This window comes from Pantoea sp. Fr-CA_6 (assembly GCF_024520895.1).
Lineage (GTDB): Bacteria > Pseudomonadota > Gammaproteobacteria > Enterobacterales > Enterobacteriaceae > Pantoea > Pantoea agglomerans.
Genome location: NZ_JALNPO010000004.1, coordinates 277,154 through 289,404, shown reverse-complemented (window position 1 = coordinate 289,404; position 12,251 = coordinate 277,154). Strand labels below are relative to the sequence as shown.

Annotated in this window: 17 protein-coding genes; 12 read left to right on the top strand and 5 right to left on the bottom strand. The window is 53.1% G+C overall.

The features are described 5' to 3' along the window. Positions 1-8: 8 nt before the first annotated feature. From fliL to NR201_RS09855, 9 genes are all read left to right on the top strand, one after another. On the top strand, positions 9-497 hold the full coding sequence (fliL, locus tag NR201_RS09895; protein WP_033778945.1) for a flagellar basal body-associated protein FliL: 489 nt from the start codon (positions 9-11) through the stop codon (positions 495-497). Between the two features lie 4 nt (positions 498-501). Further along, positions 502-1,509 (top strand): flagellar motor switch protein FliM, encoded by a 1,008-nt coding sequence (fliM, locus tag NR201_RS09890; RefSeq protein ID WP_003854473.1) that lies wholly within the window; start codon positions 502-504, stop codon positions 1,507-1,509. Beyond that, complete coding sequence (gene fliN / locus NR201_RS09885; protein ID WP_010247669.1) at positions 1,502-1,909, top strand: flagellar motor switch protein FliN; 408 nt, start codon at positions 1,502-1,504, stop codon at positions 1,907-1,909. Before fliM ends, fliN begins: the two co-directional genes overlap by 8 nt. Before the next feature lie 11 nt (positions 1,910-1,920). After that, complete coding sequence (gene fliO / locus NR201_RS09880; RefSeq protein ID WP_010247672.1) at positions 1,921-2,319, top strand: flagellar biosynthetic protein FliO; 399 nt, start codon at positions 1,921-1,923, stop codon at positions 2,317-2,319. Next, on the top strand, positions 2,319-3,050 hold the full coding sequence (fliP, locus tag NR201_RS09875; protein ID WP_010247675.1) for a flagellar type III secretion system pore protein FliP: 732 nt from the start codon (positions 2,319-2,321) through the stop codon (positions 3,048-3,050). Before fliO ends, fliP begins: the two co-directional genes overlap by 1 nt. Before the next feature lie 26 nt (positions 3,051-3,076). Then, positions 3,077-3,346 carry a flagellar biosynthesis protein FliQ gene (gene fliQ / locus NR201_RS09870; protein WP_003854466.1) on the top strand — a complete coding sequence of 90 codons (270 nt, stop codon included), beginning with the start codon at positions 3,077-3,079 and terminating at the stop codon, positions 3,344-3,346. Next, complete coding sequence (gene fliR, locus NR201_RS09865) at positions 3,346-4,131, top strand: flagellar biosynthetic protein FliR (protein WP_010247683.1); 786 nt, start codon at positions 3,346-3,348, stop codon at positions 4,129-4,131. The genes fliQ and fliR overlap by 1 nt, the downstream gene beginning before the upstream one ends. Before the next feature lie 628 nt (positions 4,132-4,759). After that, positions 4,760-5,395: a transcriptional regulator RcsA gene (rcsA, locus tag NR201_RS09860; RefSeq protein WP_010247685.1), complete on the top strand. Its 636-nt coding sequence runs from the start codon at positions 4,760-4,762 to the stop codon at positions 5,393-5,395. A gap of 141 nt (positions 5,396-5,536) precedes the next feature. Then, on the top strand, positions 5,537-7,243 hold the full coding sequence (locus NR201_RS09855; RefSeq protein WP_033778944.1) for a methyl-accepting chemotaxis protein: 1,707 nt from the start codon (positions 5,537-5,539) through the stop codon (positions 7,241-7,243). Positions 7,244-7,351: 108 nt separating this feature from the next. Here the strand turns inward: NR201_RS09855 and dsrB are convergent, their stop codons facing one another. Both dsrB and NR201_RS09845 read right to left on the bottom strand, forming a co-directional pair. After that, positions 7,352-7,546: a protein DsrB gene (dsrB, locus tag NR201_RS09850; RefSeq protein WP_256849720.1), complete on the bottom strand. Its 195-nt coding sequence runs from the start codon at positions 7,544-7,546 to the stop codon at positions 7,352-7,354. 62 nt (positions 7,547-7,608) lie between these two features. Next, a complete protein-coding gene (locus tag NR201_RS09845) occupies positions 7,609-7,767 on the bottom strand; it encodes a YqaE/Pmp3 family membrane protein (RefSeq protein ID WP_010247691.1) in 159 nt (52 codons plus the stop codon). A 316-nt stretch (positions 7,768-8,083) separates the two neighbouring features. Here NR201_RS09845 and NR201_RS09840 point away from each other — a divergent pair, with 316 nt between their 5' ends. The 3 genes from NR201_RS09840 (at position 8,084) to NR201_RS09830 (ending at position 10,712) form a co-directional block, all read left to right on the top strand. Continuing rightward, complete coding sequence (locus NR201_RS09840) at positions 8,084-8,317, top strand: DUF2525 domain-containing protein (RefSeq protein ID WP_010247694.1); 234 nt, start codon at positions 8,084-8,086, stop codon at positions 8,315-8,317. A gap of 352 nt (positions 8,318-8,669) precedes the next feature. After that, on the top strand, positions 8,670-9,461 hold the full coding sequence (locus NR201_RS09835; protein ID WP_022625472.1) for a mannosyl-3-phosphoglycerate phosphatase-related protein: 792 nt from the start codon (positions 8,670-8,672) through the stop codon (positions 9,459-9,461). Between the two features lie 30 nt (positions 9,462-9,491). Beyond that, entirely contained in the window at positions 9,492-10,712 is a 1,221-nt protein-coding gene (locus tag NR201_RS09830) for a glycosyl transferase (RefSeq protein WP_010247700.1), read from the top strand. Between the two features lie 85 nt (positions 10,713-10,797). On the opposite strand, the gene NR201_RS09825 is transcribed toward NR201_RS09830, so the two are convergent. The 3 genes from NR201_RS09825 to NR201_RS09815 all read right to left on the bottom strand — a co-directional run bounded on the left by NR201_RS09825 (position 10,798) and on the right by NR201_RS09815 (position 12,245). Next, positions 10,798-10,977 carry a YodC family protein gene (locus tag NR201_RS09825; RefSeq protein WP_010247703.1) on the bottom strand — a complete coding sequence of 60 codons (180 nt, stop codon included), beginning with the start codon at positions 10,975-10,977 and terminating at the stop codon, positions 10,798-10,800. Between the two features lie 191 nt (positions 10,978-11,168). Beyond that, a complete protein-coding gene (locus tag NR201_RS09820) occupies positions 11,169-11,300 on the bottom strand; it encodes a hypothetical protein (RefSeq protein WP_003854444.1) in 132 nt (43 codons plus the stop codon). 33 nt (positions 11,301-11,333) lie between these two features. Further along, a complete protein-coding gene (locus tag NR201_RS09815; RefSeq protein WP_033758176.1) occupies positions 11,334-12,245 on the bottom strand; it encodes a DUF808 domain-containing protein in 912 nt (303 codons plus the stop codon). Positions 12,246-12,251: the final 6 nt, after the last annotated feature.

Genomic DNA, 12,251 nt, shown 5'->3' with positions numbered 1-12,251 from the left:
ACTGCACCATGTCTGATAACGCGAAAGCAAAAAAAGGCAGCAAACGTAAACTCTTAATACCAGTGCTGCTCATTTTGACGCTGGCCGCTTGCAGCGTGGCAGGCTATGCAGTCTGGCGAATGATGAATAAACATGAGGGCGATAAGCCTGAGGTGGCGAAAGTTGAACCGCCTCCCGCTCCGGTCTTTTTTGCACTTGATACATTTACGGTTAACCTGGTCAATCCCGACAACGATCCCGACCGCGTGCTTTACGTAGGCTTTACCCTGCGTCTGGCCGATGAGGATACCCGGCGTCGGATGAACGACTATCTGCCTGAGGTGCGCAGCCGTTTGCTGCTGCTGCTCTCGCGTCAGAGCGCTGCGGCGCTGGCGACAGAGCAAGGAAAGCAGGCGCTTGTTGAACAAGTCAAACAGGCGCTGACACCCCCGCTGGTAAAAGGTCAACCTCCGCAGGCTGTAAACGATGTGCTGTTTACTGCCTTCATTTTGAGGTGAATCAATGGGCGATAGCATTCTCTCCCAGGCTGAAATTGACGCCCTTTTAAACGGCGACAGCGGCAGTGCGGAAGAAGAAAAGAAACAAAACGGACCGGAAGGCGATATTCGTCCTTACGATCCGAACACCCAGCGCCGTGTGGTTCGCGAGCGTTTGCAGGCGCTGGAGATTATTAATGAGCGTTTTGCCCGTAGTTTCCGTATGGCGCTGTTTAACCTGCTGCGCCGTAGCCCGGATATCAGCGTCGGGGCGATCAAGATTCAGCCGTATCACGAGTTTGCCCGCAATCTGCCGGTGCCAACCAACCTGAACCTGATCCACCTGAAGCCGCTGCGCGGCACCGCGCTGGTGGTGTTCTCACCGAGCCTGGTGTTTATTGCTGTCGACAACCTGTTTGGTGGCGACGGACGTTTTCCGACCAAAGTCGAAGGCCGTGAGTTTACCCATACCGAGCAGCGCGTTATTCGCCGCATGCTGAAGCTGGCGCTGGATGGTTACAGCGACGCATGGAAGGCCATTTATCCACTGGACGTCGAGTATGTACGTTCAGAGATGCAGGTAAAGTTCACCAACATCACCACTTCACCGAACGACATCGTGGTTAACACGCCGTTCCAGGTGGAGATTGGTAACCTGGTGGGTGAGTTTAATATCTGTATCCCGTTTTCAATGATTGAACCGCTGCGCGAGCTGCTGGTGAACCCACCGCTCGAAAACTCACGTCAGGAAGATAACCACTGGCGCGACAACCTGGTCAAACAGGTGCAGCACTCTGAGCTGGAACTGATCGCGCACTTTGCCGAAACCTCACTGCGTCTGTCACGGATTTTGCAGTTGAAACCCGGTGATGTGCTGCCGATTGAGAAGCCGGAACGCATTATCGCCCATGTCGATAGCGTCCCGGTCTTAACCAGCCAATATGGCACGATGAATGGTCAGTACGCGCTCCGTGTCGAACACCTGATTAACCCGATTTTGAATTCGCTGAACGAGGAACAGCCCCATGACTGACAGTAATAAACCGTCTGACGATATCTCTGCGGACGATCTGTGGGCTGAAGCGATGAATGAGCAGGTCGGCAGCGGCAGTGCGCCGCAGACCGACGAAGTCTTTAAATCATTCGACAGCGGCAACGTCGCTGGATCGCTGCAGGATATCGATCTGATTATGGATATCCCGGTGAAACTCACCGTGGAACTGGGTCGCACCAAAATGACCATCAAAGAGCTGCTGCGTCTGGCGCAGGGTTCAGTGGTGGCACTGGATGGCCTGGCGGGTGAGCCGCTGGATATCCTGATCAACGGTTATCTGATTGCTCAGGGTGAAGTGGTGGTGGTGAACGACAAATATGGCGTGCGCATCACTGACATCATCACCCCATCTGAACGTATGCGTCGCCTGAGTCGCTAAAGAGTTACATTATGAATAGCCAGAATCAAACGCTGCAACCGGCTGCACCGCACGCTCAGGCGATCTCGACCGGCTCCATGCTGGCCCAGGTCAGCAGCGTGTTAGCCGTGATTATCTTATTGATTCTGGCCTGCGCCTGGCTGGCACGCCGTGTCGGCTTCGCGCCGAAAAAGGTCAGCGGCCAGGAGCTTAAACTCACAGCCAGCGTCTCAGTGGGCCAGCGCGAGCGGGTGGTGATTGTCGATACCGCTGATGCGCGTCTGGTGCTGGGCGTCACCGCACAGCAGATTACCCATCTGCATACATTGCCGCCGGGTGAACCGGTCTCTGTGACGCCGGTTAACAGTGCGCCACAGGATTTTCGTCAGCTGTTACAGAACCTGGTTAAACGTCCCGGAAAACCACAATGATGCGTCGACTGCTTCCTTTATTGCCACTGTTGTTACTGGCACCGGTTGCCCATGCCCAGCTGCCGGGTCTGGTGAGTCACTCGCTGCCGAATGGCGGTCAGAGCTGGTCACTGCCGGTACAGACGCTGGTCTTTATCACTGCGCTGACCTTTATTCCGGCCGTGCTGCTGATGATGACCAGCTTCACCCGTATCATCATTGTGTTTGGTTTGCTGCGTAACGCCCTGGGCACGCCCTCTGCGCCGCCTAACCAGGTGCTGCTCGGACTGTCGCTGTTTCTGACCTTCTTTATTATGGCGCCGACCTTCGACAAGATTTATCAGGATGCCTATCTGCCGTTCAGCCAGGACAAGATCAGCATGGAAGTGGCGATTGATAAAGGTGCCCAGCCGCTGCGCGAGTTTATGCTGCGTCAGACCCGTGAAGCGGATTTAGCCCTGTTTGCCCGTCTGGCGAATACCGCCCCGATTGCCGGTCCTGAAGCGGTGCCAATGCGTATTCTGCTGCCCGCCTATGTTACCAGCGAGCTGAAGACGGCTTTCCAGATTGGCTTTACCGTCTTTATCCCGTTCCTGATCATCGACCTGGTGGTTGCCAGCGTGCTGATGGCGCTGGGGATGATGATGGTCCCGCCAGCGTCCATCGCGCTGCCGTTTAAACTGATGCTGTTTGTTCTGGTCGATGGCTGGCAACTGCTGGTCGGTTCACTGGCGCAAAGCTTCTACTCCTGATCCCCCTTTTCTTACCGGAGCAACACATGACACCCGAATCAGTAATGGTAATGGGACAGGAAGCGATGCGCGTCGCCCTGATGCTGGCCGCCCCGCTGCTGCTGGCCGCACTGGTCAGCGGTTTGCTGATCAGCCTGATCCAGGCCGCGACCCAGGTCAACGAACAGACCTTATCCTTTATTCCTAAGATTCTGGCGGTTGCCACCACCGGAATCATTGCCGGCCCGTGGATGCTGAATCTGCTGCTGGACTATATCCGCACCGTCTTTACCAACCTGCCTTACATCATCGGCTGATGATTACTCTCGACAGCAGCCAGCTGGTTCAATGGGTCAGCCAGTTCTTCTGGCCTCTGGTGCGCATCATGGCGCTATTCGCCACCGCACCGATCCTCAATGAACGATCCGTCAGCAAACGTGTCAAAATCGGTCTGGCGGTGATGATCACCTGGCTGCTGATGCCGCTGTTACCTGCGGTCAATGTCACCCTGTTTTCCCCTGAAGGCTTCCTGCTACTGATTCAGCAGATGCTGATTGGTATTGCACTCGGCTTCACCATGCAGTTCGCTTTTGCTGCCGTGCGCCTTGCCGGGGAAGTGATTGGTTTACAGATGGGCATCTCGTTCGCCACCTTTTTCGATCCTGGCAGCCGTCTTAACATGCCGGTGCTGGCCCGTTTTCTCGACATGCTGGCGATGTTGCTGTTCCTGACCTTTAACGGACACCTGTGGCTGATCTCGCTGCTGGCGGACAGTTTTCATACGCTGCCGATTGGCGGTCAGCCGCTAAATGCCAATGCGTTTATGGCGCTGGTGAAATCTGGCGGATTAATTTTCCTTAATGGCATGATGTTAGCGCTGCCCTTAATCGTTTTGTTACTCATGGTAAATCTGGTACTGGGTTTGTTAAACCGTGTTTCACCACAGTTATCAATCTTCGCAATTGGCTTCCCGATTACCTTATCAGTCGGAATTTTAACCATCAGCTTGCTGATGCCTCTGCTAGCCCCGTTCTGTGAGCATTTGTTCGGTGAAGTATTTGATTTACTCGCCGTGTTCCTGACAGAACTATCCCGTCCCTGAACATTAAGTTTCTAACTATCTTTGCATAACGATACTTAAGTATCGCAAAACCATCCGTGCATTTTCCGAACCATGTTTTCCAGAATGCAACTAAGGAAATTCTGATAAACGTGCGGAGAGTCTGAAAATAATTCTTATTAAACCGGGCTTCGCGTATTTTAGTGGGGTGGTTCACAGGAGCGGTCAGACTGTGAATGTGCAGGCAAAATCGACAAGACACTGAATTTACAAGAAAAAAATCTTTAAGTGATTTTTCTTGTTAAAAAATGTTTTTTCCGGCATTGTCAACGCACGCTGAGACATCACACTTTCGTAAAACAAATGTTTTTGAGAATTGTCCTATCAGAAAACTCCGCGTTTTCAAGGATAGTGACCTGGCTCCCAAAAAAATGAGTCTTACTTAACCTCCGACATTTCACTGGCATTCCCCGCCATGGCCGGAGAATGTGTGACGTCATGGCAGCACAAATTTTTTGCAGAACGGGTCAGGGATGAAGACTTTTACGGGCGTTTGCCTGTTGCCAAACTGCACGAGCAGAATAAAAAAGTACCTAAGAAATCTCTCTCGTACCGCAACGCGTATTCATCGTTGATTTAAACGGATAACAAATTGGTGAGGGTCGCTATTATGCCAACTATTATTATGGATTCCTGCAACTACACACGCCTGGGATTATCAGACTACATGTCTTTAAAAGGAGTTAAGAAGAAGAATATCTCTTCTGTCTCCGATATTGAGCAACTACAGCAAAAATGTGAGCAATTAAACCCTGGTGTCGTCTTTATTAATGAAGATTGCTTCATTCATGAATCCGATTCCAGTGAACGTATCCGCAGCATTATTACGCAGCATCCTGATACGCTGTTCTTTATATTCATGGCGATTAGCAATATCCATTTTGAGGAATATCTCTACGTTCGTAAGAACCTGATTATTACATCAAAATCGATGAAGACATCGACCCTGGACTCCTTACTCAGCACCTATTTGCAGAAGAAGCTTAACCAGTCTGCGCGTATCTCTTCGGGCATGGATGTACATCCATTAACGCTGAGCCAGACTGAGTCAAACATGCTGAAGATGTGGATGTCAGGTCATGATACCATCCAGATCTCAGATAAAATGCAAATTAAGGCCAAAACGGTATCGTCACACAAAGGTAATATTAAACGCAAAATCAAAACCCATAATAAGCAGGTTATTTATCATGTGGTGCGTTTAACGGATAATGTGACTTCAGGTATTTACGTTAATATCCGCTGATCATAACATCTGAAGAACCGGCCTCTCTGGCCGGTTTTTTTTTGCCCGGAATTGCGATCCAGGTCTCACTCTTACTGCTAAGCCTTTACGCTCTTTTGCCGATGTTATGCCTTATAACAACAGCCTCAAGAGAGCAAGGATATGAACACTGCACGAGATAATAATGGACAGAAAAGCGCAGGCATCTGGCAGAATCTCCGCCTGGTGCCGCTGTTTAGCCTGATCTTCGGCGGCATTTTGCTGCTGTTCGCACTCTGTATTGGTGTCGCCAGTTACTTTCTGATTTCCGGCAATCACTCCCTCGATGATGCCACGGACGAAATTCAGGTTCGTATGGGCCTCTCTAACAGTTCAAACCACCTGCGTACTGCGCGCCTGACCATTATTCAGGCCGGTGCCGCCGCGCGTATTGGTGAAATGGACGAGTTTCGCGCCAATATTGCCGCCGCCGAAAAACGGATCCAGCAGGCAAAAGCTGGCTTCGCGATTTATCAGGCTCGTGAAGTTAAGACGCCCGCGGATATGGAACTGGATGCCACGCTGCAGGCTCGCTTCAACGATTACATTACCAAAGGCCTGATACCGATGATTGAATCCGGTAAACAGGGCAGCTTTGAGGGCATCATCGCTCAGGAGACCGATGTCACCCGCAAGCTGGATGACGACTATAACGCGGTGTTGCTGAAGGCGATCAAGATCCGAACTGATCGCGCCAATGCCATTACCGCCCAGGCCGATCAACAGTCACGCATCGGCTTTATCTCCATGGCCGTGGCATTCAGTGCCGCCCTGGTGCTGGTGCTGTTGACCTTTGTCTTCCTGCGCCGCGTGGTGATTAGTCCGCTGCGTCAGTCGGTGCTGCGTATCGAACGCATTGCGCAGGGTGATCTGACCTCCGCTCCCCTGCCCCATGGCCGCAGCGAGATTGGTACGCTCATCCATAACCTGCAACTGATGCAGCAGGCGCTGGTGACCACCGTTGGTACGGTGCGTGAAGGCGCCGTCGCGATTTACCAGGGCTCCAGCGAAATCTCAGCCGGTAACACCGATCTCTCTTCACGCACCGAGCAGCAGGCTGCGGCACTGGAGCAGACCGCAGCCAGCATGGAACAGCTTACCGCTACGGTGAAGCAGAACGCCGAGAATGCGCATCACGCCAGCCAGCTGGCCGCGGATGCCTCGGGCAAAGCGCGCAGCGGTGGCGAGCTGGTGAACAGCGTCGTGAAAACCATGACCAATATTTCCGGCAGCTCGAAAAAAATCGCTGAGATCACCAACGTCATTAACAGTATTGCGTTTCAGACCAACATCCTGGCGCTGAATGCGGCGGTAGAAGCGGCGCGTGCCGGTGAGCAGGGTCGTGGCTTTGCGGTGGTGGCCAGCGAAGTGCGTAATCTGGCCCAGCGCAGTGCACAGGCGGCGAAAGAGATTGAATCGCTGATTGCTGAGTCCGTCACGCTGATCAATGACGGTTCGCATCAGGTTGGCGCAGCCGGTAGCACCATGGGTGAGATTGTCGAAGCCGTACGTCGCGTTACCGATATTATGTCGGAGATTGCGGCGGCGTCAGACGAGCAGAGCCGCGGTATTCAGCAGGTGAGCCAGGCGGTCACCGAAATGGATAACGTCACCCAGCAGAACGCCTCGCTGGTGGAAGAAGCCTCCGCTGCAGCGGCCTCGCTGGAAGATCAGGCGGGTAAACTGACGCAGGCGGTCGCGGCATTCCGCCTGCAGGACACGCCTGCAACCACAGGTGTGGCTGCACGTGTCTCTTCACCATTAAAGACACCGGCTCTGGCCCCCCGTCCGGCGCTGGCAGGCGGCAGCGATAACTGGGAAACCTTCTGAGGTTATAGCGGTTAACCGTCAGCGGCTGATGTCAGCCGCGTAATCTCCGACAGCAAAAAGCCGCCTTTCCGGCAAACGGAAAGGCGGCTTTTTTATTGCGCGTCAGGCTCAGGCTTCGTGGTAAGGCTCGACGAAAATGCCATCCGGCTGGTGGGTCTCGTTAAAAAACCAGATGCCCAGCGGATAATCTTCCAGCGCCACCAGGAACATGGTGCCTTCATTAAACGGCTCCATAGCCAGAATGGTGCCAGCACGACGCGGGCCGCCATCGGTTTTGACGCTGACGCGGTCATTTACCTTCATTTCGGTTCTCCAGATTATTGACTGAGTACAGTCTAAACGAAGAACAGTGGTGATGCAGCGCGTTAGCGGCGAGCAATGACCCAGACGGCGTGGATGATACCGGGGATATAACCACAGAGTGTCAGCAGGATGTTCAGCCAGAAGGCGCCGCCAAAACCGACCTGCATAAATACGCCCAGTGGTGGCAGCAGAATAGCGATAATAATTCGTAAGATGTCCATAACCATTCCTTTAGGTATTGATAAAAATCAGCTTTATCGTTAACTATAGCTGAATCTGCTCTGTTTAGTCGAAAAGTCAGGTAAATCTGAGTAAGGAGAAACTTTTGCAATTCCTTAACATTTCACCGCAAGACTTCTTACGCGTCAGACCTTTAAACTCTTCTCACTGCACCACCCCATAGGTGCAGCCAACCTGAAAGTAACAAGGATTTTGCCCGCGCAGCGCGGGCTTTTTTTTTGCCTGCGATCTCTCCGCTCCCGCCTTTCTGCCCTGCGTTCTATACTGATTACTCTGTTTGCTCTCAGGAGTCAGAAAATGACAGACGAAAAACAGCACGGCGATGCTCAGCCATCCGATCTGCAGATTGATGTCGAAGGTTTACTGGCGGCAATTCAGGCCAGAACGTCGGGAGAGGTACGGGAGTATATGGAGCAGGATCAGACACCACGGCTGGAAGTAGAAGGCCGGGTTTTCCACTCCTATAGCGAACTGGCGGAGGCGTTTGAAATTGATATTTGTGATTATCGCGCCTATGAAGCGAACCGCTGAAATCGATTTCAAAAAAAACCCGGCGGGAAGGCCGGGTAAAAAATCAATTCGTTACACCAGGGAATTCTTAACACCTCTGCAGATTACCCTTTCCCGACTCCGAAACAAGCATCAGATATGCACGTTTCTGCAACCGATCGGGTGATTATGGAGCGACTGTTACCAAAAACACCGCGCCCGCCAGTGACTTAGCCCTGCACACTTCTTGCATACCCACTTTTACTGCGGTTTCGTTTTAAGAATTATCCTGGATTTCCAGCCGGCGTGGCAGGAAAAAAAGTGTGAGCCATATTCAACTATAATATTGAAAAATCGCCGCTTTAGCCGCGAATGTGATGAAAGGAGCCTGTAAATGCCCGATCTCCACCAGCCGTTAATGATAATTACCGATCTGGATGGTTCATTACTTGACCATCATACCTATCGCTGGGATGCGGCCACCGAATGGCTCACCACGCTCAGGCAGTACGCCGTTCCGCTGGTGATCTGTTCCAGTAAAACGGCAGCCGAGATTATTCCGCTGCAAAAAAGGCTTGGCATCAGCGGTTCACCGTTTATTGCTGAAAACGGTGCCGTGGTGCAAACGCACGATCAGCAGCGTATCCGCCTGCCCGATAACACACTGACCTATGACGCTATCTGCCAGCGGCTGGCTGCCTTGAAAACAGCGTACCGTTTTACCGGCTTCCATGACTTCTCTGATCCGGAAGTGGCCTCGATGACCGGCCTGAGCGAGGCGGATGCAGAACTGTCGCGTCAGCGCGATGCGTCAGAAGTGATTGTCTGGCGCGACAGTGACGAGGCGTTTGACCAGTTCCATGACGCACTGCGTGCAGAGGGCCTGGCGCTGACCCAGGGCGGGCGTTTCTGGCATGTGATGCCTGCGGGCAGCGGCAAAGGCGAAGCCCTGCGCTGGCTGCTGGCGCATTCACCCGGTGAGGCACGCGTGACCATCGGACTGGGTGACGGCCCTAACGATGCGCCGATGCTGGATGCGGTTGATTATGCGGTCGTAATTAAGGGCTACAGTAAAACACCGGTGACACTCAGCCGATCCGATCAGCAGCAGATCTATCACACAGCTCACCATGGCCCTGAGGGCTGGCGTGAAGGACTGGACTATTTTTTGACTCAACCTCAATGAGCTGCCCACGGGCATTAAAAGGATGATGCGATGAGTGACTTTTATCAGAATGGCGTAATCACCAACTTTCACAACCTCACCCACCGTAGCGTGGAGTCGCTGGAAAAAGAGATGGTACGCTTTGCCCGCAAACGCAAAATGGGGCTGATCCTGCCATCGCTGTTTTCCGAACTTGAAGGCCCGGCGCTGACGAAAATCGTCGATGAACTGGCTAAAGTGCCCTATCTGGATGAAATTGTGATTGGGCTGGATCGTGCCGACCGCGACCAGTTCCTGTTTGCCCGCGAGTTTTTCTCCCGTCTGCCTCAACGGCATCGCATTCTGTGGAACGATGGCCCACGTCTGAAGGCGATTGATGCCGAGCTGGATAAAGAGGGTTTATCACCCACTAATCCCGGCAAAGGTCGCAACGTCTGGTTCTGCACCGGCTATACGCTGGCGTCAGACCGTACCAGCTGTGTGGCACTGCATGACTGCGATATCGTCACCTATGAGCGCGGAATGCTGGCACGCCTGCTCTACCCGGTGGCGAACCCGGCGTTTCAGTATGAGTTCTGTAAGGGGTTTTATGCGCGCGTCGCGGATGGCAAGCTTAATGGCCGCGTGGGACGTCTGCTGGTGGGTCCGCTGCTGCGATCGCTGCAGAAAGTTTATGGCCATTCAGAATACCTGGAATATCTGTCGAGCTTCCGCTATCCGCTCTCCGGGGAGTTCGCCATGCGGACGCATGTGCTGAACGGGATTAAAATCCCCGGCGACTGGGGGCTGGAGATTGGCGTGCTGTCAGAGATTTACCGTAACTACACCACCCGCCAGTCGTGCCAGGTTGAGATCGCCGATAACTACGATCATAAGCATCAGCCGCTGGCTGAAGATGACGGCACCGGCGGCCTGAAGCGCATGAGCAGCGATATCGTCCAGTCACTGCTGCGCAAGCTCGCCACCATGGGTGTGCCGCTGACCAGCGACTCGTTCCGGGTGCTGAAAGCAACCTATTATCGTAATGCGCTGGATATGATGGAGACCTATAACCACGAGGCGGCGATGAACGGGCTGAAGTTTGATCAGCATGTGGAAGAGGCAGCGGTAGAGATGTTTACCCAGTCGATTCTGGAAGCGGGTCAGGCGTTTATTGAGCGTCCTAACGATAAGCCGTTTATACCAAGCTGGAGTCGCGTCCAGTCAGCCTTCCCGGATGTGCTGCAGCGGATCTATCAGGCGGTTGAAGAAGATAACGACGGTAACGTCTGAAAACAGGGCGGCACAGGGAGCGTGCCGGGCCAGAAAAAGCAGAAACCGGGCCTGGCGGGTAGCAGAACCCACAGGCCTGATGCTGTCAGCCCGCCAGTTGCTGCGCGGGATTCAGGGCGCAGAGTTCATCGCTGCGAAAGGCTTCGCTGCGCACGGCATAGCCATCATACCAGCGGCACTCCACCATGCCACTCGCGTAGCCGGTCACTACCATCGTCTGCCCCTCTTCCTTATGCTGTACTTCTTCACTGATTGCGAAAACCATGATGCGCTCCTTTTATTAACCTGAGTGTTATTAACCTGAGTGATTATTTTCTTTATAGCAGGCGAATAACGTTCCTGCCTGTTAAGGCACGCAAAAAAAGGGCAAATTCGGAATTAATCAGCTGGATATGCGGAAAATAAAAAAAGCGGATAAAAAAACTTATCCGCTTTGATGAAGTATTGACGCTGACGTCAGATTTTACAGCCTTCGCAATCGGCTTCGTCGCCGAGATCATCCGGCACTTCGCTGGCTTTTTTCTCTGCTTTCGCTTCAGCCTGCTCCAGTTGTGCGTCGATATCAAATTCAAACATGTCGTCGTTCATCGTCATTCTCCTGACCGTAAATCACAGTGCGCTTTATACCGATTTTCCGCGCACTCTGGCAATAAGGTTGACCACTAACAGCACGATCGACCCAATGATAAAGCCGAGCACCAGGTTTGCGCCGTTGCTGAGCAGCATAGCGATCCAGCCGCTGAAGCCACTGCTGACTTCCTCGATCAGATGATGCAGTGGTGCGATGCCGTGCACCACAATACCGCCGCCGACCAGGAACATGGCGATGGTACCGACCACCGAGAGGATCTTCATCAGCCAGGGCGCGGCAGTCAGCAGCACGCTACCCAAGCCCTGCGCAAGGCGTGACGGTTTTTCACGCAGCCAGAATCCGAAGTCATCAATTTTGACGATGGCCGCCACGATGCCGTAAACGCCCACCGTAACCAGAATAGCGATGCCCGCCAGGATAATTACCTGGTTGAGCAGCGGCGATTCCGACACGATGCCTAAGGTAATCGCAACAATTTCGGCTGACAGAATGAAATCGGTGCGAACCGCGCCTTTGATCTTCTTCTTCTCAAACTCTGCCGCATTCTGATTCGCCAGCGAATCGAGTCGCTGCTGACGCGCTTCCGGTGATTTGCTCTGCTTGTCATGCTGCAAACTGTGCATCACCTTCTCCACGCCTTCGTAGCAGAGATAGGCACCGCCAATCATCAGCAGCGGCGTAATCAGCCAGGGCGCAAACGCGGAGATAATCAGCGCCAGTGGCACCAGGATCAGTTTGTTAAGAAACGATCCTTTGGCAACGCCCCATACTACCGGCAGCTCACGGTTGGCTTTCACGCCGCTGACCTGCTGAGCATTCAGCGACAGATCGTCGCCCAGTACGCCAGCGGTCTTTTTCGCCGCCACTTTCCCCATGACGGAAATATCGTCCAGAAGTGTTGCAATATCATCAAGTAAAGTCAGTAAACTGGTTCCCGCCAAAATCTT